This is a genomic window from Pontimicrobium sp. MEBiC06410, from assembly GCF_053601615.1.
The window spans coordinates 16,161-38,328 of sequence record NZ_JBSHNT010000120.1 but is presented as its reverse complement, the minus strand read 5'-3'; the positions used below and the strand labels follow the sequence as shown (position 1 = coordinate 38,328).

23 protein-coding genes are annotated in these 22,168 nt (G+C 30.9%); 9 read left to right on the top strand and 14 right to left on the bottom strand.

All coding sequences use genetic code 11. The features are described 5' to 3' along the window. A partial coding sequence (locus tag ACVC08_RS01320) for a T9SS type B sorting domain-containing protein (RefSeq protein WP_452600686.1) occupies window positions 1-809 on the top strand: 809 nt, incomplete at its 5' end. Window positions 810-882: 73 nt separating this feature from the next. On the opposite strand, the gene ACVC08_RS01315 is transcribed toward ACVC08_RS01320, so the two are convergent. Beyond that, entirely contained in the window at window positions 883-1,083 is a 201-nt protein-coding gene (locus ACVC08_RS01315; protein ID WP_452599775.1) for a dodecin family protein, read from the bottom strand. Window positions 1,084-1,204: 121 nt separating this feature from the next. Continuing rightward, window positions 1,205-2,107: a NifU family protein gene (locus ACVC08_RS01310; protein ID WP_452599774.1), complete on the bottom strand. Its 903-nt coding sequence runs from the start codon at window positions 2,105-2,107 to the stop codon at window positions 1,205-1,207. Between the two features lie 266 nt (window positions 2,108-2,373). Here ACVC08_RS01310 and ACVC08_RS01305 point away from each other — a divergent pair, with 266 nt between their 5' ends. Next, the gene (locus ACVC08_RS01305) at window positions 2,374-3,384 is read left to right on the top strand and encodes a PorP/SprF family type IX secretion system membrane protein (RefSeq protein ID WP_452599773.1); all 1,011 of its coding nucleotides are present in this window, start codon (window positions 2,374-2,376) and stop codon (window positions 3,382-3,384) included. 58 nt (window positions 3,385-3,442) lie between these two features. Here ACVC08_RS01305 and ACVC08_RS01300 read toward each other — a convergent pair whose 3' ends face one another. From ACVC08_RS01300 to ACVC08_RS01290, 3 genes are all read right to left on the bottom strand, one after another. Then, complete coding sequence (locus ACVC08_RS01300) at window positions 3,443-4,597, bottom strand: vWA domain-containing protein (RefSeq protein WP_452600685.1); 1,155 nt, start codon at window positions 4,595-4,597, stop codon at window positions 3,443-3,445. A gap of 105 nt (window positions 4,598-4,702) precedes the next feature. Further along, the gene (locus tag ACVC08_RS01295; RefSeq protein ID WP_452600684.1) at window positions 4,703-5,557 is read right to left on the bottom strand and encodes an SIMPL domain-containing protein; all 855 of its coding nucleotides are present in this window, start codon (window positions 5,555-5,557) and stop codon (window positions 4,703-4,705) included. 58 nt (window positions 5,558-5,615) lie between these two features. After that, window positions 5,616-6,632 (bottom strand): SIMPL domain-containing protein, encoded by a 1,017-nt coding sequence (locus tag ACVC08_RS01290; protein ID WP_452599770.1) that lies wholly within the window; start codon window positions 6,630-6,632, stop codon window positions 5,616-5,618. 212 nt (window positions 6,633-6,844) lie between these two features. Between ACVC08_RS01290 and ACVC08_RS01285 the strand changes: the two genes are divergently transcribed. Genes ACVC08_RS01285 through ACVC08_RS01270 form a run of 4 tightly spaced genes read left to right on the top strand, consistent with a single transcriptional unit; the run spans window position 6,845 to window position 11,171 of the window. Further along, the gene (locus ACVC08_RS01285) at window positions 6,845-9,004 is read left to right on the top strand and encodes a tetratricopeptide repeat-containing sensor histidine kinase (RefSeq protein WP_452600683.1); all 2,160 of its coding nucleotides are present in this window, start codon (window positions 6,845-6,847) and stop codon (window positions 9,002-9,004) included. A 23-nt stretch (window positions 9,005-9,027) separates the two neighbouring features. Next, window positions 9,028-9,903, top strand: a complete 876-nt coding sequence (locus ACVC08_RS01280) for a DUF4349 domain-containing protein (protein WP_452600682.1) — start codon at window positions 9,028-9,030, stop codon at window positions 9,901-9,903. A gap of 1 nt (window position 9,904) precedes the next feature. After that, window positions 9,905-10,642, top strand: coding sequence for a LytR/AlgR family response regulator transcription factor (locus ACVC08_RS01275; RefSeq protein WP_452599767.1), 738 nt, complete (start codon window positions 9,905-9,907; stop codon window positions 10,640-10,642). A gap of 16 nt (window positions 10,643-10,658) precedes the next feature. Continuing rightward, on the top strand, window positions 10,659-11,171 hold the full coding sequence (locus tag ACVC08_RS01270) for a gamma carbonic anhydrase family protein (protein ID WP_452600681.1): 513 nt from the start codon (window positions 10,659-10,661) through the stop codon (window positions 11,169-11,171). Window positions 11,172-11,227: 56 nt separating this feature from the next. On the opposite strand, the gene ACVC08_RS01265 is transcribed toward ACVC08_RS01270, so the two are convergent. The 9 genes from ACVC08_RS01265 to ACVC08_RS01225 form a co-directional block, all read right to left on the bottom strand. Then, window positions 11,228-11,587, bottom strand: a complete 360-nt coding sequence (locus ACVC08_RS01265) for a GTPase (protein WP_452600680.1) — start codon at window positions 11,585-11,587, stop codon at window positions 11,228-11,230. A 127-nt stretch (window positions 11,588-11,714) separates the two neighbouring features. After that, entirely contained in the window at window positions 11,715-12,497 is a 783-nt protein-coding gene (gene murI / locus ACVC08_RS01260; RefSeq protein WP_452600679.1) for a glutamate racemase, read from the bottom strand. Window positions 12,498-12,624: 127 nt separating this feature from the next. After that, on the bottom strand, window positions 12,625-13,134 hold the full coding sequence (locus ACVC08_RS01255; protein WP_452599763.1) for an OmpH family outer membrane protein: 510 nt from the start codon (window positions 13,132-13,134) through the stop codon (window positions 12,625-12,627). Window positions 13,135-13,178: 44 nt separating this feature from the next. Continuing rightward, complete coding sequence (locus tag ACVC08_RS01250) at window positions 13,179-14,180, bottom strand: OmpH family outer membrane protein (RefSeq protein ID WP_452600678.1); 1,002 nt, start codon at window positions 14,178-14,180, stop codon at window positions 13,179-13,181. 239 nt (window positions 14,181-14,419) lie between these two features. After that, window positions 14,420-17,032 carry an outer membrane protein assembly factor BamA gene (bamA, locus tag ACVC08_RS01245; RefSeq protein WP_452600677.1) on the bottom strand — a complete coding sequence of 871 codons (2,613 nt, stop codon included), beginning with the start codon at window positions 17,030-17,032 and terminating at the stop codon, window positions 14,420-14,422. Next, window positions 17,004-17,687: an isoprenyl transferase gene (locus tag ACVC08_RS01240; protein ID WP_452599776.1), complete on the bottom strand. Its 684-nt coding sequence runs from the start codon at window positions 17,685-17,687 to the stop codon at window positions 17,004-17,006. Before ACVC08_RS01240 ends, bamA begins: the two co-directional genes overlap by 29 nt. Window positions 17,688-17,743: 56 nt before the next feature. Then, entirely contained in the window at window positions 17,744-18,433 is a 690-nt protein-coding gene (porG, locus tag ACVC08_RS01235) for a type IX secretion system protein PorG (protein WP_452599760.1), read from the bottom strand. Window positions 18,434-18,533: 100 nt separating this feature from the next. Beyond that, window positions 18,534-19,409 carry an NAD kinase gene (locus ACVC08_RS01230; protein WP_452600676.1) on the bottom strand — a complete coding sequence of 292 codons (876 nt, stop codon included), beginning with the start codon at window positions 19,407-19,409 and terminating at the stop codon, window positions 18,534-18,536. A 4-nt stretch (window positions 19,410-19,413) separates the two neighbouring features. Then, entirely contained in the window at window positions 19,414-20,073 is a 660-nt protein-coding gene (locus tag ACVC08_RS01225) for an acetoin utilization protein acuB (RefSeq protein ID WP_452600675.1), read from the bottom strand. Window positions 20,074-20,161: 88 nt separating this feature from the next. Between ACVC08_RS01225 and ACVC08_RS01220 the strand changes: the two genes are divergently transcribed. The 3 genes from ACVC08_RS01220 to ACVC08_RS01210 all read left to right on the top strand — a co-directional run bounded on the left by ACVC08_RS01220 (window position 20,162) and on the right by ACVC08_RS01210 (window position 22,160). Beyond that, window positions 20,162-20,878, top strand: a complete 717-nt coding sequence (locus tag ACVC08_RS01220; protein ID WP_452600674.1) for a pyridoxine 5'-phosphate synthase — start codon at window positions 20,162-20,164, stop codon at window positions 20,876-20,878. 139 nt (window positions 20,879-21,017) lie between these two features. After that, window positions 21,018-21,782, top strand: a complete 765-nt coding sequence (locus ACVC08_RS01215; RefSeq protein ID WP_452600673.1) for an alpha/beta fold hydrolase — start codon at window positions 21,018-21,020, stop codon at window positions 21,780-21,782. A 33-nt stretch (window positions 21,783-21,815) separates the two neighbouring features. Next, window positions 21,816-22,160 (top strand): phage holin family protein, encoded by a 345-nt coding sequence (locus tag ACVC08_RS01210; protein WP_452600672.1) that lies wholly within the window; start codon window positions 21,816-21,818, stop codon window positions 22,158-22,160. Window positions 22,161-22,168: the final 8 nt, after the last annotated feature.

The window sequence follows — 22,168 nt, the reverse complement described above, 5'->3', positions numbered from 1 at the left end:
TGCAAGTCAACCCAATGCCATCGTTTAATTTAGAAGACAATTACCTATTATGTATCAACACCAATGGTACAGAAGTCATTAACACGCCAGCAATAGACACGGGCTTAACTGTGGCCGATGGCTATACCTTTACCTGGTACTTAGAAGGCGTAGAACAACCACAATACGCAAACCAATCTAGTATTACCCCAACAGAAGGCGGGAACTACTCGGTAGTGGTTACTAGTGCCTTAGGCTGTTCTACCATAGTAGGCGACCCAAATACAGTAACCTTTGTAGAAGTAAGTGAGCCACCAGTGGTTACCGCAGAGATTACCACATTAGCCTTTGCAGACCAACATGATATTACAGTAACCGCGACAACAACGGCAAGTACAGCCATCTCGGTATACGAGTTTAGTATCGATGGCGGTGCATGGGAAGCCAATACACCAAACGATGGGATGTATACCTTTAGCAATGTAGAAGCTGGGGAACATACTATTACGGTAAGAGACGCTATAGGCTGTGGGGAAACCACCATAACCATTACTGTTATAGACTACCCACATTACTTTACACCTAATGGAGATGGGTACCACGATACGTGGAACATCTATGGCTTAGCTGAACAACCAGATGCTATTATTTATATCTTTGACCGCTATGGCAAGCTACTAAAACAACTAAGTCCTTCTGGAAGTGGATGGAATGGTACCTATAATGGCAACCCAATGCCTAATAGCACCTATTGGTTTACGGTACAGTACAGAGAACCGAGCACGAATGAAGTGAAAACTTTTAAGGCCCATTTTGCGTTGAAACGATAAGTTATAGAAAATATTAATACAAAAAAGCCTGAGTTTAAACTCAGGCTTTTTTGTATTAATATTTTGATTGGTTTTATTTAACCTCAAAAGTGATTTTTAAATTTACTCTAAAATCTGATACTTCTCCATCTGTTACACTTGCACTTTGATCTTGTACATAAACAGAACGAATATTTTTAACGCTCTTAGAAGCATGCTTTACTGCTTTTTTTGTTGCGTCTTCCCAACTTTTTTCTGAGTTAGATAATACTTCAATAACTTTTAATACTGCCATAATATATTTATTTAAATTAATAATTTATTAATTTAAAATTACAAATATTGCTATGAAGTCATTGGGTTTTATGATTAAATGAAATTTTTTATTAGATAAACTACCGTTTTTATAGATAAGATTAGCCATTTATAGCCTCAACACTATTTACTTTACCTTTTAACATTTCTTTTAACATGTTTTCTATACCATTTTTTAATGTAAAAGTAGAGGAAGGGCAACCACTACATGCGCCTTGTAAAATAACTTTAACAATTTTAGAGTTAGGATCGTATGATTCAAATTGAATATTCCCTCCATCACTTGCTACAGCTGGCTTAACATATTCTTCTAGGATATTTACTATTTCTTTAGAGATATCATCTAATGTTTCAAAGTGAGCATCAACGTTTTCTGTTGTTTTTTCTATGACTTCGGGAGCATTTAAAGTCACTATTTCTTTTCCGTTTTCAATAAAACTTCTAATAAACTCACGAAGTTCACTTGTAATTTCATTCCAATCTGCAACATCATATTTTGTTATAGACACAAAGTTTTCATCTAAAAACACACTTTTTACAAATGGAAAGTGAAATAACTCTGTAGCTAAGGGTGAGGCTTTAGCTGTATCTATAGAAACAAACTCATAGGCGGCAGTTACTATTTTTTTATTAGCAACAAACTTTAAAACAGAAGGGTTTGGGGTGCTTTCTGCATAAACAGTTACAGGTACTTTTTTTGGAGCAATACTTTCTTCTATAACAATACCTCCATCATTTAAATAAGTTTCAATTTGTTCAGCAACTTCATTTTGTACATCTGGCCACTCCACGATATTAAAACGCTCTACTGCAACAAAATTACTTGTAATGTAAACTTTTTTAACAAATGGTAAATAAAATAATTGTTGTGCTAGAGGAGATGATTTTGCTTCGTCTATATTATTAAATTCAAAGCTTTGATGTTGTGTTATAAATTGATTTAATTCAAATTTTATGATCGAATTATTGGAAGTTTCTTGTATTGAGACTTTAAAAGGATTCATTTTGCTCTTTTTTTTTGCAAAAATACTAAAAGAAAAGTAGAGATATCCTATATTTGGATTTTAAAGTAGGGTTTCAATTTATTAAAATGTTTAGTATATGTGATAAATCCTTTTTATATTGGTAGCTTTAACTTTTGTCTGTCTGTTTATAGCAAGTAAATTTATATATTTGGCTACGTTTATAATTTTTTTGACAAAAGAGAGTTAATAATTAAAGAAGAGGTGTAAATCTAAATACCAACATATTTACCTTGAAAAAAAAGACTATGAGATTACAAAGGTTACTTATTTTAGCAGTTTCAGTATTTTTCTTTACTCAATTTGCTAAGGCTCAAGAGGGGCTGCCAATTTATTCAGATTATTTAACAGATAATTATTATTTAATTCACCCTTCTATGGCTGGAGTTGCTAACTGTTCTAAAGTTAGAATTACTGGACGCCAGCAATGGTTTGGTCAAGATGACGCTCCAAAATTATTAACTGCTAGTATAAATGGTAGAATAGGGGAGTCTCAATCTGGAGTTGGAGGAATTGTTTATTCAGATCAAAATGGATTCCATTCGCAAACTGGAGCGTATTTAACTTATGCTCACCATATATTATTTTCTAGAAATGAAGTAGATTTAAATATGTTATCGTTTGGATTAAGTGCAGGTGCTATACAGTATAAGTTAGATGAAACTACGTTTTTATTTGATGGACCAGATCCAATTATATCTGGAATAGAGCAATCTGCCACTAATTTTAATGTAGATTTTGGTTTTTCTTACCACTTATACGATTTCTATGCTCATGCTACTGTAAAGAATTTATTAAAAAATGACGGTGTTAACTTTAATGAGCAAGGTTTAAGTTTTGATAACCTTAGAACTTATATTGTATCTGTTGGTAATACTTTTAGTAATTACAGTAGTGATTGGAGCTTTGAGCCTTCTGCAATGTTTGTTTATAGAGATGCTACAGAGGAAGCGTTTTTTGATATTAATGCAAAAGCATACAAATCAATGGACTTTGGAAAAGTATGGGGAGGTTTATCATATAGAAGAAGTTTAGATGGAGCTGAGTTTGTTGATGGGTCTGGAGTAAGTAGTCAAAAATTACAATATATTACACCAATTTTAGGGGTTGATGTAAATAACTTTGTATTTGCATATACGTATAGTTACCAATCTAATTCAGTTGTATTTAATAATGGAGGATTTCACCAAATAACATTAGGATATAACTTTGGTTGTAGAAAAGAACATTATAGCTGTAACTGTCCAGCAATTAACTAAGCCGTTAATTATTATATTATACAAAAGCGCCTCGATTATTAATCGAGGCGCTTTTTATTTATTCCCATTTATAATTTTTATATTTTGCTTGTGCTTTTATAACCTTAATCATAGCGTTTTCTAAGTCGTTAGTTTGAGACTTATTTTGTTTAAGGATATGTTGCTTGCGTTTGGTGTTAAGCTCTTGAATTTTCTTTTGTATGGCTTTACGTTCCTCTCTTTTTTTAGAAATATATGTCTTTATTGCTTCTTTACTTTTATTTTTTAATTCTATAGGTAATTCTTCTTGCTTTAACTCTTCATATTTAAAGTTTTCATCTTCTGATGCATCTATTAAATCCCAATTAGAATTTTTATATAGATGAGAGCTTTTACTTACCGTTCTGCTTACAGCATTGGCATTACTATATCCTTTAGCATTAAAATCCTGCTCGACTTGTAACTCCATCTTTTCTTTTCCTATGGCATTATAGGTAACATAGGTGCTATTTAATTTTTTATTGTATTCTAATATATCATCATCGTATGGAGTAGAGACATAGGCTGTTGCTTTATTGTGGTTAATAGAAATGTAGTTGCCTTTTGTAATATCTGCACCATCTTTCCAAAAACCAGAAACACCTTGTTCATAATCTCCGCAGAAAATAGTATTAACAGTTATCGCTTTGTTTATAGCTTTTTTAGAAGCCTCTTTATAACTTACTTTTCCTTGAGTAAAAGGCTCATTACCTGCAATAAAAATTAATTTCAACTCATTAGGGTTACTACCCCATTTTAATTGATCTAAAGCCGTAGTAATAACCTGTCCGCAATATTCGTTACCTCCTTTTGTTGTTAAAGAAAATAATTGCTTAGATATTTCATCTAAATCATTACTAAAAGCTAGTACTTGTCGTATAAAACCTTCCTCTCCATTTAAATTGTCATTTCCATATTCGTATAATGCTATTTCTAAGTTTGGTTTTTTGTTGTTGCATTTAGCGTAAGAGAGTTCATTGACAATATCCCACAATTGTGCTTTAGCTTGATCTATTAACCCATCCATACTATTACTAGTGTCTAATAAAAGCGCTACTTTTATATAGTGTTTTGGCGGTGTATTCGTACTTGCTTTATTAAAAGCATAACTGTCGTTTTCTTTTTTTGTATTGGCGTTACACGACGTAAATAGTAATAGTGTAACTATTTTTAGTGTTGTGATAATCGATTTCATATGTTTATAATTTTTTGATTTACAATGGTCACATGCTGTTCGCTATTAATCATTTCCTTGAATGATAAAGATTTTAGCATGCTCGTTTTTCATACTATTGTGATATTAATGTTTGTCTTGTTTTGTTTCAAACTCGTAAGACACCGTTAAGGTCATTACATATTGAATACCAATTTTGGGAGAGATTGTCCCGATAACTTTATCGAAAGCAGATGGGTTTTCACCCTCATAGTAAAAGGTTTTATGCTTTCGCGCTTCTTTCTTTATATAGTGTGCTGAGTAATTTCTATTGGTAACAGATAAATTAGAAGATTCTACAGCTTGATACTGTTTATATTGAGATTTAGGGTGTACACTATAAAATTTATCTGAAACAATATGAATTGCCTTTTTAAATTTTGGTTTCGCTAGTTTGGCGTATATTCTTTTGCGTTGTTCAACTATTTTAATACACTCATCAAATAAGGTTTCATACACTTCATCTTCAGAATCATTTACATAATCCACTTTAATAACGTCGTATATGTCCTGTTCCGAACTAAGTTCTATAACAGCATCGATGTCATTAATATTTTTAAGTTTAATGATTAGGTTTTTCTTAATTTCAAATCCTTTTTGGTATTGCGAAGCTTTACTACTTTCAATGTTGTAATCGTAGATTTTAGTTTGTGTTATAAAATCAACGTAGAAGTCTTCGTCTGTAAGATCTAATGTTTTTAAGGCCTTTTTTAAGTTACTAATTCTAGTATTAATTTTTGTGTTACAAGCTTTAACTGTCTGTGCTTCTTGATTAATACCTAATGTGATTATAAAACTATTAGGTAACTTATTTAGTAATACTTGAGATGTAATGGTTAAGCCATTAGTATTTGTTTGGATGCTGTTTCTGGTTAGCCTTACACCTGCATTGTAATTGTTTTTATTATAGATTTGATTACCTGTAATTTGAGCGTAACTCATGTAGGTGGAACAATATAAGAAAAGGACTAGTATGTATCTGTGTGCTAAAATCATAATATTAATTTTCTAGTTTTAACTCTTTTAAATTAATAGCACCATCATTAGATATAATGAAGTATTTGTTTTTTATAACCTCTTTTTCAATTGGTTTTACGGCTTTAGGTTTAGGGCTATACTGTAATTTAATTTCCATTCCTATTTGTATAACAGGTTCTACAATTGCAGGATTAATAACCACATCGTAGTCTTTAAAAGTAATAGGATCGTAGTAATACGATGTTTGTTTTTTTGCAGTAACAATCCCCTTTTTTTTATTAATAGCTTCTAAAGAGATACTATTAAATGCTTGATAGTTTTTATAAAACTCTCTTGGAAAATGACAATATTTTGTGTCTGCTATATTTGGAGTATATGTTTTTAAATCGAAGCCTAAGTCGCTATAAAATTGTTTTTTTTCTTTTAAGGTTTTTAATATTTCCAAACGTAGTTTGGTATATACCTGTTGTATGTTATCTATAAAATAGTCAACTTTAACTAAGTTGTATATTTCATTATTTGCACAAGCAGAAAGGATGTTTTCAAATTGTTCTACTTTATTAAATTTAATATGAATGTTCTGTTGTAATTCAAACCCTTTTGGGACTTCATTATACTTTTTACTAAATAATTTACGTTCTACAACCGTTTCATAAACAGGTACAAACGAGATAACATCTATTACAAAATCCTTAGGAAGGATTCCTTTAGATAAAAGCGTGCTTTTTACTTTAGCTATACGTTCTCTCATTAAGGTATTTGCTTCTTCAGATGTTTTTCCAATTTGTGTAACATTAAAAACAGCAGTGTATGCATCTGCAACAACATTATGTAGTGCTTTTACATTTATTGTAATTGTTGGATTAGGAACTAAATTAGCATGCCTAAAGTTGTTTACTTGGTTGTTGTAAATAGTCGCATTTCCTAAAGCTTTTGAGCTCATTACGTTTTGCCTAGAAATAGTTGTTGCATTACCTCTTATTTGAGCTTGGCAAAAAATAGAAGAGGTTAATAATAGAATTAAAATTTTAGTTTTCATGTGCTTGTATATAAATAATTTGCTGATAAACATATGTTTAAGTTTTTTATAAGTAAACAGATAATGAGCGAACTCTACTAGTAAATGAGTGAAGAGGACAAAAAAATGAGTAAAGCTTTATATTTAGGCTTAAACAGCCTACTGTTTTACAGTTAGCTATTTTATTATACCAACTAAAGTGTGTAAGTTTATCCTTTAGTAATTAAAAAGAAATGAAATTTAGAATTATATATATAGTATTATGTTTTTTATTGTTATGTCCTGTTATAACCATAGCGCAAAGCGACATGCATAATGAAGGGAAAGAAGCATTACCCCTTTTTACGGTTAGAGGCTTTGTAAGAGAGAATGATACATATAACCCAATTAAAGATGCCAATATAGAAGTTAATGGAGGTGCTTATACGTCTTCTAACCTTGCTGGAGAGTTTAGAATTCAAGTAAGAAAAGGAGACGAGTTAAGAATTAGCCATAAAGATTTTGAAACCATATACCATACAATAAAAGATAATGAAAGGATAATTGTAGATGTATTACCAAATACAGAAAGGTCTGGAGTTTTTAAAAACAAAAGAAATACAACCTTTAATAGTACTATAGATTCTGCAATTGTTTACAAGAAGAAATCTATAGAAAAAAGTGTGCAATTTATAACCGAAAGTATTAAGCAAAGTAAATCTGTAAAAAATAATGCAGAAGCTTACGAGGTTTTAGCAGACGTTTATATGTATTGGAAACAATACGATTTGGCAGTTAATTATTACAGGATTAGCCTTAATAGCTTAAAAACAAATGAAGTAAGTTTAAAATTAGCAGAAGCTTATAAAAAGAATAAAAACTATCAAGAAAGTTTATCTGTATATAAAGATTTAAAAGAAGAAGAGTTATCTAATTATCAGTTAGTAGAATTCCATGAGGGAGTTGGAGATGTCTATTTTGAAATCAACAAATATGAAAAAGCAATAGAAGCATATAATAAAGGATTAGAAAAAGCAAAACAGCATTTAATCTCCTTAAAGGTTACTAACTTAAATTCTAAAATAGCAGAATCGTATAATAAAAAAGGAGTTATAAATAAAGCCGAAGAATATTTTGACAATTCTTTAGATTTGGCTTCTAAACAGAATAAAACTAGAGCTGTAGAAGAAAAGTTAAAAGTAGCAAATTTTAATAATTCTAATCAGTTTTTTGATCGGGAAATAGAGTTACGAAAAGAATCTATAGAAGTTATTAAAGACATTGAAAAAGATTCTATAATAGATAACGAAAGCCCTTTAACAGTACAAAAACAAAACTATAAAATTGGGAATGCCTATTATTTACAACGAAATTATAAAGCGGCTATTCCTTATTTAAAGGAAAGCATAAAAGAGGCCGAAGAGAAAGAAGATTTAATTGTAGAGTATGACGCGGCACGAAAACTAACCGAAGTGTATGAAGATGCTGGAGACTATGTTAATGCATTAAAAGCATATAAAGAGTATACAAAATCTGTAGAAAAGCTGAATAAGAAAATGAATGACGACATTATAAGGGCAAAGCGTTCTAGTCAAAAAATAAGAAATGATGCAGCGAGAATAAAATCTTTAGAGTCTAATACAGAGTTGAATAGGGCGCTAAGTGATGAAAAAGATAAAAACCAAAAAATTATTATTTACTCTCTTATAGGCGGTGTGTTTTTATTATTGTTTACGGCCTATTTAATGTTTAAGTATATAAAACAACAACGATTAGCTAATAATTTATTAGCATTAAAATCGTTACGAAGCCAGATGAACCCACATTTTATATTTAATGCTTTAAACTCGGTAAATAGTTTTATAGCTACTAACGATGAAAGAACAGCAAATAAGTATTTATCGGATTTTTCAAAGTTAATGAGAGCCGTTTTAGAGAATAGTGAGGAAGATTTTATCCCTTTACAAAAAGAAGTAGAGTTATTAGATTTATATACTAAGTTAGAACATTTTAGATTTAAAGATAAATTTGATTATAGTATAACAGTAGACGACACTATAGACGTCGAGGCATTCCAGATACCGCCTATGCTGTTACAACCTTATATAGAAAATGCCGTATGGCATGGGTTAAGATATAAAGAAAGTAAAGGTAAACTGGCCATCTCAATTACAAAAAAGTCTGAAGACGAAATAGAAATTATTGTTGCAGATGATGGTATTGGACGTGAAAAATCGAAAGCATTAAAAACACAAAATCAACAAAAACAAAATTCAAAAGGTATGGGAAACATCAAAAAACGTGTTACAATACTTAACGAGATGTATAAAGATAAAGTTGATGTGTTTATTGATGATTATCAGGACGAAGGAGATAAAGGAACAAAAGTTGTGGTGACCTTAAAAAAAGACTAGAATTAAGCTAATTAGAACTTATTATGAAGCAAACATTTAAAAAACGATTAAAAAAAGGAATACTATACTTAATAATAGTATTCATTGTACTATTCTTATTTAGATTGGCCTATGGTTATACCGTTAAAATAAATGAATATGAACAAGCAAATACATTTTTTCAAGAAATAGCTAACTCTAGAGTTAATTATGCTTCAAAAAAATATAAAATTAAAGCCAATACAAATGCACCTCAAGGGGCAATAAGTGTAGATCAGAAATACGAGAAAATAGCAACAGTAAATACAAAATCTTCAGAGTTTGAGAAAGAAAAGAAAAATGTTACAGCGGCTATAAAAAGAGAAGATGCTATTATTCAGTTTGAGCAAAATAGCGGAAATAAAGGGCGTCGTAGATTACAGTTATTAATAGGCGTACAACCAGATCGATTTGATAATTTATATGCAGAGTTGTCTAAGATAGGTAATGTACAGTCTAAAGAAATAACTAAAAAAGATAAAACAAACGAGTATAAGCAACTAAACGCTAAAAAAGAATCGCTATTAAAAATAAGAACATCGTTAATAGAATTAAAAACTAAAGGGGGCAAAATAGAAGAGTATATAGATCTTGAAAACAGAATTTTAAGTATAGAAGAAGCGTTACAAGATTTAGGTGTGCAATTAGGAAATTATGATGCAGAGAATGAGTTTTGCACTATAAAATTTTCGCTTGCTGAAGGTGTAAAACAAGAAATAAGCATGCTACATCGTATAAAAGTAGCTTTAGAGTGGGCGGTTTCTACTTACCTACAGCTGTTATTAATTCTATTTTTTATTACAGGATTTGTCTATTTCGTGTTATTAATATTAGACAAACTAAATCTATTTAAATCAATCATAAAAAAACTACAGGACTAAAATGAAATTAAAATCAATTATAGTTGAAGACGAAGAAACAAGTAGAGAAATACTAAAAAACTACTTAAGTAAATATTGCCCAAATGTTGAAATATTAGGCGAAGCCGCAAACATAAATGAAGCCTTAGAATTAATTAGAAAAGAGCCCTTAGATCTAGTATTTTTAGATGTAGAAATGCCATATGGTAATGCTTTTGACTTATTAGAAAAAGTGGGAGATAGAACGTTTGAGACGATCTTTGTTACTGCCTACAATCACTATGCTATAGACGCTTTAAATGCTCATGCGTCTTATTATTTAATGAAGCCTATTTCTATAGACGAATTAATAAAAGCTGTAGATTATGTTGTGGAAATAAAAACAAAAGAAGAAGCATTGCAAGACCAAGTTCTAGTGCCAAAAACTACACAAAAGGTAGATGGCAAAATAACAATACCGCAACAAGATGGTTTCGAGGTTTTAAACACTGCAGATATTTTGTTTTGTAAAGCAGATGATAATTACACCGAAATATACTTAAACTCCAATAAAAAGAAAGTCGTTAGTAAAACACTTAAGTATTTCGAAGATGTGCTAAAAGATTCTAATTTTGCAAGAATACATAAAAGCTACTTAGTTAATGTTAATGAAATAGTAAAATACATTAAAGGAAAGGGTGGGAGTGTGATTCTAACTAATGGACAAGAGGTTATGGTTTCTGCCAATAAAAAAGCCGAACTATTATCGTACTTTAAATAATTATAAAACTTAATATATGCCAATTATAAAACCCGTAAATGGTAAGGCACCTCAAATACCTGAAGATTGCTATATTGCTGAAAATGCAACAATTGTTGGCGATGTAAAAATGGGAACACAATGTAGTATCTGGTTTAATGCTGTACTAAGGGGAGACGTACATTATATTACATTAGGTAATAAAGTAAATGTACAGGATGGAGCAGTAGTACATTGTACTTATAAAAAATACCCAACAACTATTGGTAATAATGTATCTATAGGGCATAATGCTATTGTACATGGCTGCACTATTCATGATAATGTGCTTATAGGTATGGGGAGTATTGTTATGGATAATTGTGTTGTAGAAAGTAACAGCATTGTTGCAGCAGGAGCAGTAGTTACGCAAAATACTGTTGTAGAATCTGGAAGCATTTATGCAGGTGTACCTGCAAAAAAGGTAAAGGATATAAGTAAAGAGCTTATTAATGGAGAAATTAACCGAATTGCAGAAAATTATGTTAAGTACTCAGGTTGGTTTAAATAATTATAAACTCTAGTAAAGTAAGCAGCACAATGCTTAATTTTATAAGGGACCAAAAGTTACAGATTTATATGTTTTTTAATAGTATTAATTAAATCATCAACAGTTTCTAGTTTGTTAATAACGCTTGTTTTTAACAATGGCTGAAGTGTATTATTATCTTCTCTTAAAATAATAGGATAAGTAAAGTAAGTGTCTTTATATTTTGCTTCAAATTCATCGGTATGTAAAAAGTCCATATCAATAGTACTTTGTAGTCTAAAGGCTTTCCATGTTTTATTTTCAGAAAAGGTATTATGTGTTATAGCACAAAGATTACAGGCATACGTTTCTGGACGAAATAATTTATGGGCAACATCTAAAACCATGTTTCCAATTCCCGAATTGGCATTATAAATAAATAGTAGTTTGCTCATCATCCTTTAGTCTAATAGTATATAGGAAACTTACTTGAAGGCGTTGAGAATAGTAGTAACTTAGAAGGTTAAGTTTTTGTTTATAATTACAGATTGAAAACAAAAACTAATTTTTAAATCGGTAGTGAACTTAAAAGTCTAAAAAAGAAACATTATAGTGTTTGCCCAGTAAAGAGCTCATAACATCTGCATTATTGGCATTAGTAAAAAACTGATGCTTAGGTTTCGTTACTGTTGGGTTTAACAATGCATTAGCTTCTAAAACTGTTTTAGTGTGCTTAGCTACTGCCTGGCCCGAATCTATAATTTTAATGTGTTGAGGTAATATTTTAATAAGTTGAGGGATAAGATATGGGTAATGTGTACAGCCTAAAACTAAATAATCTATATTGGCGTTTAGCATGGGTTGCATATAAAGCTTAAGTAAGTCCTGCATAGTTTTAGAGTTTATATTACCACTTTCTATTAATGGAACAATGCCTTCTCCTACACGCTCTATAATTGTAATGCCATTAGAGTATAAATCTGTAGTTTCATGAAATAAATGACTTGTAAGAGTCCCTTTAGTTGCTAAAACGCCAATAGCTTTAGTTTTTGTTTGTAAAGCAGCAGGTTTTATAGCAGGTTCTATACCTATAAAAGGAACAGAGTATCGTTCTCTTAATACTTTTATAGCATTAGTTGTAGCGGTATTACAAGCGACTACAATAAGCTTACAGCCTTTGGCTATTAAAAACTCTGTGTTTTTAATACTAAGTTCTATAATTTTATCTTCCCCTTTAGGTCCATAAGGTGCGTGTTTACTATCTGCTAAATAAATAGTGCTTTCGTTAGGTAAAAGTGTGTAGATCTCTTTCCATATAGAAGTGCCACCAACTCCAGAATCGAATATGCCTATAGGTTGTTTATTCATTTTAGTTTTATCTCTGCTAAATTTATGGTTTTTTTAATTATAAAGTAGTAAAAATGTGCAGCTATAAAAATATAAAAGCCACCTTAAAAAAGGTAGCTTTTATATGGTAATTTGTTTAGGGTTTTAATTAAAATCCTAATTCTTTTTTTACATCTTCTAGTAAATCTTTACCCTCATGAACGATTACTCCTCCACCTTGAGTAGAATCTAAAACATAATCGAAACCTTGTGCTTTAGCAACTTTTAATATTGCTGCTTTAGCTTTTTCGGTAATAGGTTTTAATAATTCAATTTCTTTGTTTTGTAAATCTTGTTGAGCTTGAGCTTGGTATTGGCGAATAGATTGTTCCATTCCTTGTACTTCTGCAACACGTTTTCTGTTTTCCTCATCTGTTTGAGAAGCTGCTTGCGAATCGTAAAGTTTCATTTTATCTTGAAGCTCTTTAGCAGATGCCTGGATGTCTGTTTCATAAGTCTTTCCTAACTTTTCCATCTCAGCTTTAGCAGCTGCCATTTCTGGCATCCCTTTTATTAATTCTTGCGTATTAATGTGCGCTACTTTACTTTGTGCGCTCATAAAGCTAGTTGCTCCTATAAATAATGCTGCAGCAATTAATAATGTTTTAAATTGTTTCATTTTTAAAATAGTATTTGTGTGTTATAAATATTAATTATTAAGTCTTAGTTGTCGTCTTTTTCGCTCTCTTTCTCTTCTTTAGCTTTTTTGCGATCTTCTAAGATTTTCTTTTTTCTATCTTCTAATGCTTTTTTACGAGCAGCTCTATCTGCTAATTTTTTTTGTTTACGTTCTTCTAAAATTTGCGCTCTAGTTTTTGGTGCTTCTGCACCATCTTCACTCGGTTTAGCATCTTCTCCTTCTTCTGTTTCAGTAGCAGGAGGTGTATTTTTATTTGCAGCTGCTTCTTTTTTCTTTGCGCGCTCTTCTAATATTTTAGCTTTACGTTCTGCTGCTTCTTTTTTCTTTGCTTCTCTAGCTTCTAAAATTTTCTTTTTACGTTCTTCAACTATTTTTGCTCTAGCAGCTTTTTTCTCATCCAGAGCTTGTTGTCTAGCATCTTTTCCTTCATTTACTTCTACAGTAAGGTCTTCTTCTTTAGCTTTCTTTTTATCTGCTTTAGATTTTAACTGTTTACGTTTAGAAGTTCTAGTTATGGTTCTTAAAACTTGCTCACTAATATCAAAACGTTCAGCTGAGTAAAGCATTACTACATCTGCAGATTTATCAAAAACAAAATCAAATTTTTTCTTTTTAGCGATGTCTTGTACCGCTTGAAATATTTGATCTTGTACCGGCTGCATTAATTGTCTTTTTTGGATCATTAAATCACCTTCTGGACCAAATCGTTTTTGTTGGTATTCTAAGATTTCTTTTTCTTCAAAAAACAAATCTTCTTCGCGCTCTTCTATAAGTTCTTTAGTTAAAAGTGCTTTTTCGTTATTTAACTCCTTACGCTTTTGTTCAATACCACTTAATTTTGTTTCAATTTCTCCTTTCCATTTTTGTACTTTGGATTCTAACTGAGACGTTGCTTCTGCATATTCAGGAACATTCTGTAAAATATATTCTGTATCTATGTATCCAATTCTTACACCTCGTTGTGCATTAACGGATAGACTTAGCATAGACACTAAAGTCAGTAAAAAAAGAACTTTTAATTTCATCTGTTTTAATATTTTAATATTTATTACTCCTATAAACTCAAAAATTCACAGATGATTGTTTTGATTCTGCTTTTATTTTGAATTAATTGAATAAAAGTAATGAATTTTAATTTTAAAATTTTTAATTCATGAATCAAATCTTCAAACTGTACCTTGAAAATATCGTGCCAAAAATAAAAATTTAAAAAATCCTAACATACTTATTAGCATATAAATTGGAATATTTAAGCTTCTTTTTTTTAGAATTGTTGCCCTATAATGAAGTGTGTTTCCCAACCATGTTTAATAGTTTGGCCTGGTAAAGCATCGAAACCATGACCGAAATCTATACCTAATAAACCAAATGCAGGCATGAATATTCTAACTCCAAACCCAGCAGATCTGTTAACATTAAACGGATCGTAATCTCTAAAGTTGCTATAAGAACCTCCAGCATCTAAGAAACCTAATGCATATATTTTAGCACTTTGCTTTAATGTTATTGGGTAACGTAGCTCTAATGAGAATTTATTATAAATAGTACCTCCATCTTGAGTAGATAAAGATTGGTTAGGGTAACCACGTAGGGCAATAGCTTCTCTACCATCTAAACTTACTGCTCCTAATCCATCTCCTCCTACAAAGAAACGCTCGAAAGGTATAACTCCTCTATCTTGATTATATGCGCCTAAGAATCCAAATTCTATAGAAGATTTAAATACAAATTTGTCTACTACTTTTGTATACCAATCGCCTTTAAACTTAATTTTATAAAATTCTAACCATTTAAAACGTTCTTGGTCTATTTCAGAAATTCTCGCTGAGGCTTCGTTTCTATCTGCAACAGCATTGTTAGAATCCCTAATGATAGCTTGGTTAGCTGCGCGCTCTTCTCGTAACGATTTATAGTCTACTCCGTTAAATAAAGAGTATGGAATAGACAATTTAGCTGTTGCAGAAAAATTAGATCCCTGAGTAGGAAATACAGGGTCATTAGCGGTATTGTTACGACTTAAGCCTACTGTATACGATAAGTTATTAGAGTATCCATCTCCAAAAGTAAATAAACCTGTATTATAATTTTTTAAATTATAGTGTTGGAAACTTAACGCTTGAGATAATGTGAAATAATCATCTGGTATAGCTAAACGTTTTGCTAAACCAACTGTAATTCCTGTAATGTTGAAACGTCTGTTTTTATCAGCTCTTCTTGTTTGCGGGTTAAATAAAAATTGCTTTGTATGCGATAAAGATGTCGAAAACTGAACTGGTTTTTTACCTCCTAACCAAGGTTCTGAGAATGAAAAACTATAAGTTTGAAAGAAACGACTTGCTTGTAAACGTAATGCTAATCTTTGTCCATCTCCAGTTGGGATTGGTCTATAAGCGTCTTTTTTAAAGATATCTTTTAATGCAAAGTTGTTAAAAGATAACCCTAAAGTTCCTATAAAACCTCCTCCGCCATAACCACCTTGTAGCTCTATTTGGCTAGATCCAGATTCTACAACGCCATATTCTATATCTATAGTTCCATCTTCTGGATTTGCATTTTTAAATTGAGGGTCTATTTGCGAAGCATCAAAAAATCCTAACTGGCTTAATTCACGAACGGTTCTTACAACATTTGCTTTACGGTATAATTGCCCTGGTCGTGTTCTTAATTCTCTATAAATAACATGGTCATTAGTTTTTTTATTACCTATTACAGATATTTTATTAAAGTATACAGGTTTTCCTTCTGTAATTCTAATTTCCATATCTATAACATTTCCATCTGCATTAACTTCTACTGGGTTTATTGTTGAAAATAAATAACCATTGTCTTGGTATAAGTTAGTAATATCATCTCCATCTGGTCTAGTATTATCTGCAATTCTTTTAGCTAATAGTACACCATTATAAGTATCTCCTTTATCTATTTTTAACTTACGTTTTAATTCCTCATCAGAGTAGACTGTGTTTCCAATAAATTCTATATTTCCAAACGTGTACTTTTCTCCTTCTTCTACCTTAATGCCTATATTAATAGAACCATCGCTATTTTTGGTTAATGTGTCAGAAATTATACGCGCATCTCTATAACCGTTTTCTTTATATTTATCAATAACTGTTACTAAATCTTCTTTAAAGTCTGCTTCTATATACTTAGAGCGTTTAAAAATACGAATAGGGTTCTTTTTCTTCGTATTTTTCATTGCCTTTCTAAGCTTTTTATCGCTTAAAACGCTATTGCCATCAAAAGTAATGTCTTTAATTTTTACTTTGTCTCCTTTGTCTATGGCTACTACCATATTAACACGTGATTTCTTTACGGAATCCTGTATTTCTATAACGTTAACATTAACTTTGGTGTTTAAATAGCCTTCTTTTTTGTATTTATTTTGAAGGTAGTTTTTTGTAGTTGTAATTAAATTCTCAGTAACCTTAGTTCCTTTATTTAATTTGTTGTCTTTTATTAATGCTTCTTTTTTTCCTTTTTTTATACCAGTAATTTTTACATCTACTAATTCAGGTAAATCAGAAAGTCTTATTTCTATATAGGCATTTTGCCCTTCTACTTTTGTTAAGTATAGCTCAATATCACTAAAAAGATTAGATTTCCATAGTTTTTTTATGGCTTTACTAATTTTTTCTCCTGGTATAAAAATTTCATCTCCTTTTCTAAGTCCAGAATAAGTAATTATGGTTTGCCCACTAAAAGAAGTATTTCCTTTTACTGTTATTTCTGCAATGGTATATTTTTTACCATTTGTAGCCGGTGTGTTTTGCGCTTGTGTAATAAAGTTACTAATTGTAAATAATACAATTAGTGCGTATTGTAAATATGTTTTCAAAGGTAATTGTTTAGCTGATTTGTTCACTTGTTTTTCCAAAGCGTCTTTCTCTTTTTTGATATTCAATTATAGCATCACACAAATGTTGCTTCTTAAAATCTGGCCAAAGTATAGGTGTAAAATATAATTCGGCATAGGCTATTTGCCATAATAAAAAATTACTTATACGTTGTTCTCCACTAGTTCTAATTAGTAAATCTACGTCTGGTAAATTTTGCGTGTAAAGATGCTCATTAATAATTGATTCATCAATATTTTCAGTAGAAATTATATTATTTTTAACTTTAATACTTATTTCTTTCACTGTATTTAACAGTTCTTCTCTAGAACCGTAACTTAACGCTAAGGTTAAAGTCATTCGCTTATTATCTTTAGTCGTTTCAATAACTTCTTGTAACTCGCGATATACTTTTTTAGGTAAGGATTTCAGGTTACCTATAGCTGTTAATTTAATATTGTTGTCTATGAGTGTTTTAATTTCTTTTTTTAGAGAAGACACGAGTAATTTCATTAAAGTGTCTACCTCTAATTTGGGTCTATTCCAGTTTTCTGTAGAAAAAGCATAAAGTGTTAGGTTTTCTATACCCAACTCGGCGCAAGCCTCCACAGTATTACGAACAGATTTAGTACCATTTTCATGACCAAAAGCACGTAACATACCTTTTTGTTTGGCCCAGCGCCCATTACCATCCATAATAATGGCGATATGCTTAGGTAATTGTTTTGTATTTATTTTTGTTATATCCACTTCTAATAATTGCAATAACAGGGGTTTCTTCCAAAGGTATATGTTAAAGTTATACCTGTAAAGGTGTACCAGTCATTATTATTAACATTTCCAAAACTTAAGCGTTCTATATTCTCTTTAGTATCTGGAACACTTCCATCAATTTCATCAGTAAATGTATATCTAGCACCCACTTCTAGTGCAAGAACGAAATGGTCTGCTACAGCCATTTTATAACCTAATACCATAGGTATACCGTAAGCGAAACTAGTAGTTTCCTCAGATTGAATAACCCCATTAGAGAAAAAATAGTTGTCATGTTTAGCGATACTAATACCAGAATATAGGTAGGGTGTAGACACATTGTCTCCACTATGAAGGTTAAAATCTAGAAAGGTAAACTCCATTCCTGCAGAAAATTCTATAATTTTATTTTTAAACTCGTACCCTCTAATAATTCTACTTGGGTCGTCGGAATCTTTATCAATACCTTCTAAATCTGTGAATGTTAATGAAGCTCTAAAAGAGTGTCTTGGGCTTCTGTTCCATTTATATATAGCGCCTATTGCTAGGTTTTTTGGAGCTATATATGTAGTAGACCCTACATCTCCAATAAAGTTGCTTCCTCCTGCAAATACACCAATTTCGTGTATTTGAGCAGTGCTAAATTGAGTGCTTAAAAATATTAATACTATAATGGTTAAATACCTCATAAATCTTCAAAAGTTTGCAAATATAATAAATAAGATGTGCCTATAATAATTTGAATCAAATAGTTATAGTCTAAAAACTGTTTTTAGCTTAATTTATTGTTTAATTACGCTTATCCTCTCCCCAAAGTAATTTTTTACGAAGCGTATCCAGAAAGCTTTCATCGTTGAGTTCTATCATGTTAATCGTAAAATCTGCCTTTTTTAAAGTAATTATGGTTTCGTTAGATAATGTTGCTATTCTAGAATCTAGAGACACTAAATAATTATCTTCTCTACCACTAACTTTTAATTGTATGGTTGTAGAGTCTTCAATAACTAAAGGTCTTGCGCTTAAATTATGTGGCGCTATGGGAGTAAGTACAAAACTTGTTGTGTCTGGCGTAATTACAGGTCCTCCGCAACTTAATGAGTATCCAGTAGAACCAGTAGGAGTAGAAATAATTAAACCATCACTCCAATAGGATGTTAAAAACTCATTGTTAAGGTAGGTTTCTACAGTAATCATAGAAGTTGTGTTTTTTCTACTTACTGCTATTTCGTTGAGTGCAAAATTTAATCCTACAATATCACTATTAGAAGGAGACGTTTCAATAGATAGCAAGGTGCGTTTAGATAAAGTATAATCTTTATCTAATATTTGTTGTATTGCTTTTTCTATTTCATCATGTTGTATGGTTGCTAAAAAGCCTAATCGACCAGTATTAATTCCTACAATAGGTATATTTAAATCTTTTAAATAGGTAATGGCTCTTAAAATAGTACCATCTCCTCCAATACTTATTAATAAATCGAAAGTATCATCTAATTTAGAAAAAGATTGTATTGCCGAATTATTTTGTATAGCAGAGTTTAAGTTTTTAAGAAAATTATGTTCAATAAAAACAGTCATTTTTTTATCTAAAAGCACATGCAATAAAACATTGAAGGACTCTAAAGATTTGTTTTTATAATATTGACTGTAAATAGCTACCTTCATACAATTATATATTTAGGTATTTATTTAAATAATTTGAGCGTTCTTTTAAACTTTCGATATAACTATCTTCTTCTTGCCCTGCAATAACATTATAACTGTAACGTCTAAAGGTTTGCATGATATCGTTTAAGCTAGTATTCCCTATTTTTAATGTTATTTGCGCAACATCATTTTCTATTTTAGAAATAAAAGCGCCTAATAACTTGCCGTTGTTAGATTCTACTATCTGGCTAACTTCGCTAAACGAGTAATCTACTAGGCCTTTTTCGACTATCAAAATAGCTCCAGCTTCAGAAAAGAAAGGTGTTTCGTTAAATAAGCCTATAATATCATTAAGCTCATAATACCCCAAATAAGTGTTATTTACATTTAAAACAGGCATTATGTTTGTGCCGTTTTGGGCAAAAGCTTCTAATACATCTAGCCAATTAGTTTGGTCTCTTACAAAGAACCCTTCAATAGCATAACTACAATCTTTAACCTGCTTTTTACTTTCAAAACAATGAACATCTGTTTCAGATAAGCAACCGAGATAAACCCCTTCTTCATTTTTAATTGGGATATGAGAATAAGTTAATTGATTAAATAATAACTGTAACTCACTAACATTATCTGTATTTGTAAGTGGTTTTATATCGTTTATTATGTATGTTGAAAGATTCATTATTACAATTTAGTATTATGCAAATTAATTAAAAAATAGTATAAAACCGCTGATCTACTTCGTATTTTTGCCTTTAAATTAAGTACAAATGACAAAATTAAGTGTTAATATAAATAAGATTGCAACATTAAGAAACTCTAGAGGAGGAGATACACCTAACGTTGTGCAATTTGCTAAAGATGTACAACGGTTTGGAGCAGAAGGCGTAACTATACACCCAAGACCAGACGAACGCCATATTAAATATAAAGATGCTTACGATTTAAAACCTGTGGTTTATACAGAATATAATATAGAAGGTAACCCAAATCCTAAGTTTGTAGATATGGTTTTAAAGATAAAACCAACACAAGTAACATTAGTACCAGATGCAGTAGATGCTTTAACAAGTAATGCCGGTTGGGACACTATTACAAATAAAGATTTTTTAGTAGATGTAATAAAACAATTTCAAGAAGAAGGTATTAGAACATCCATTTTTGTAGACCCAGAATTAAAGCAAATAGAAGGTGCGAAAGCAACAGGGACAGATAGAATAGAGTTGTATACTGAAGCTTTTGCGCATCAATACAGTTTAGGCAATACTAAAGCTATTGAACCTTATACTAAATGTGCAGAATTAGCAAACTCATTAGGATTAGGAGTAAATGCAGGACACGATTTATCGTTAGATAATATTCAGTTTTTTCAACAAAATATTCCAGGATTATTAGAAGTCTCTATTGGTCATGCTTTAGTTTCGGAAAGTTTATACTTAGGTATTGAAAATGTGGTAAATATGTACTTAAATAAATTGAAGGGATAGTTTTACAGTAGGTAGTAGGCAGTAGGTAGTAGGTTTGAGAAAGTTTCGTGTTAATTAGTGAAATTCGTGTCAAAAAAAGGAATAAAATAAAACAAATAGTATTGGATTTATTTCGCATCAAGAAAAAGAATAAACAATAATGATATTACATTCAAATATATTGGGAGAAGGCAAACCATTTATTATTCTACATGGTTTTTTAGGAATGAGCGATAACTGGAAAACGTTAGGACGAAAATTTGCCGAACAAAACTTTGAAGTACACCTTGTAGATCAACGAAATCATGGGAGAAGTTTTCATGATAATGCGTTTGATTACGAAGTTATGGTAGAAGACTTAAAACACTATTGTAAAAAACATCAATTAAAAGATGTCGTGTTATTAGGTCACTCTATGGGAGGTAAAACAGCTATGCTATTTGCTGCAGAATATCCAGAAGTAGTATCTAAATTATTAATAGCAGATATATCACCTCGTTTTTACCCAGTGCACCATGATGCTATTTTAAACGGATTGCAGGCTTTGGATTTTAATGAAATAAAAACAAGAACAGCTGCAGATAAAGTGCTAGCCAATTATGTGAGCGAATTTGGAACACGTCAGTTTTTACTCAAAAATTTATATTGGGTAGAAAAAGGGCAGCTAGGCTTACGTATCAATTTAGCAGTGTTAGCCGAAAATGTAAGCGAAGTAGGAGAAGCTTTGCCAACCCATGCTAAATTTACGAAACAGACTCTATTTTTAAGAGGAGATAAAAGCGAATATATAGCATTAGAAGATGAAGCTATAATACAAACACACTTCCCAGAAGCGAAAATAAAAACGATTAAAAAAGCGGGACATTGGTTACATGCTGAAAACCCAGAGGATTTTTATGAAGCTGTAATTAATTTTGTAAATTGAAAGACTATATTAATCCAAATTATATAAATTATTATGAAACTAATTATTCGCTTACTATTAAATGCCATAGCAGTAGTTGTATTAGCTAATGTATTAAAAGGAGTAAATGTAGATAGTTACACTACAGCTATAATTGTTGCTGTGGTATTATCTGTTTTAAACCTTATCGTTAAGCCAATATTAGTATTGCTAACCTTGCCGATAACATTAGTAACACTAGGGCTTTTTCTATTAGTTATTAACGCATTAATAATTTTATTAGCCGATAACTTAATAGACGGTTTTGCGGTAAGTAACTTTTGGTGGGCTATACTATTTAGTATTCTACTGTCTATATTGCAATCTATATTTCATTCCTTCTTAAAAAGCGATAAATAGAATCTTGC

Bases quoted from the DNA above. Each gene is read 5' to 3' on its own strand.
- ACVC08_RS01315 (WP_452599775.1), bottom strand. From the start codon at position 1,083: ATGGCAGTATTAAAAGTTATTGAAGTATTATCTAACTCAGAAAAAAGT.
- ACVC08_RS01310 (WP_452599774.1), bottom strand. From the start codon at position 2,107: ATGAATCCTTTTAAAGTCTCAATACAAGAAACTTCCAATAATTCGATC.
- ACVC08_RS01305 (WP_452599773.1), top strand. From the start codon at position 2,374: ATGAGATTACAAAGGTTACTTATTTTAGCAGTTTCAGTATTTTTCTTT.
- ACVC08_RS01300 (WP_452600685.1), bottom strand. From the start codon at position 4,597: ATGAAATCGATTATCACAACACTAAAAATAGTTACACTATTACTATTT.
- ACVC08_RS01295 (WP_452600684.1), bottom strand. From the start codon at position 5,557: ATGAGTTACGCTCAAATTACAGGTAATCAAATCTATAATAAAAACAAT.
- ACVC08_RS01290 (WP_452599770.1), bottom strand. From the start codon at position 6,632: ATGAAAACTAAAATTTTAATTCTATTATTAACCTCTTCTATTTTTTGC.
- ACVC08_RS01285 (WP_452600683.1), top strand. From the start codon at position 6,845: ATGAAATTTAGAATTATATATATAGTATTATGTTTTTTATTGTTATGT.
- ACVC08_RS01280 (WP_452600682.1), top strand. From the start codon at position 9,028: ATGAAGCAAACATTTAAAAAACGATTAAAAAAAGGAATACTATACTTA.
- ACVC08_RS01275 (WP_452599767.1), top strand. From the start codon at position 9,905: ATGAAATTAAAATCAATTATAGTTGAAGACGAAGAAACAAGTAGAGAA.
- ACVC08_RS01270 (WP_452600681.1), top strand. From the start codon at position 10,659: ATGCCAATTATAAAACCCGTAAATGGTAAGGCACCTCAAATACCTGAA.
- ACVC08_RS01265 (WP_452600680.1), bottom strand. From the start codon at position 11,587: ATGATGAGCAAACTACTATTTATTTATAATGCCAATTCGGGAATTGGA.
- murI (WP_452600679.1), bottom strand. From the start codon at position 12,497: ATGAATAAACAACCTATAGGCATATTCGATTCTGGAGTTGGTGGCACT.
- ACVC08_RS01255 (WP_452599763.1), bottom strand. From the start codon at position 13,134: ATGAAACAATTTAAAACATTATTAATTGCTGCAGCATTATTTATAGGA.
- ACVC08_RS01250 (WP_452600678.1), bottom strand. From the start codon at position 14,180: ATGAAATTAAAAGTTCTTTTTTTACTGACTTTAGTGTCTATGCTAAGT.
- ACVC08_RS01240 (WP_452599776.1), bottom strand. From the start codon at position 17,687: ATGGATGGTAATGGGCGCTGGGCCAAACAAAAAGGTATGTTACGTGCT.
- porG (WP_452599760.1), bottom strand. From the start codon at position 18,433: ATGAGGTATTTAACCATTATAGTATTAATATTTTTAAGCACTCAATTT.
- ACVC08_RS01230 (WP_452600676.1), bottom strand. From the start codon at position 19,409: ATGAAGGTAGCTATTTACAGTCAATATTATAAAAACAAATCTTTAGAG.
- ACVC08_RS01225 (WP_452600675.1), bottom strand. From the start codon at position 20,073: ATGAATCTTTCAACATACATAATAAACGATATAAAACCACTTACAAAT.
- ACVC08_RS01220 (WP_452600674.1), top strand. From the start codon at position 20,162: ATGACAAAATTAAGTGTTAATATAAATAAGATTGCAACATTAAGAAAC.
- ACVC08_RS01215 (WP_452600673.1), top strand. From the start codon at position 21,018: ATGATATTACATTCAAATATATTGGGAGAAGGCAAACCATTTATTATT.
- ACVC08_RS01210 (WP_452600672.1), top strand. From the start codon at position 21,816: ATGAAACTAATTATTCGCTTACTATTAAATGCCATAGCAGTAGTTGTA.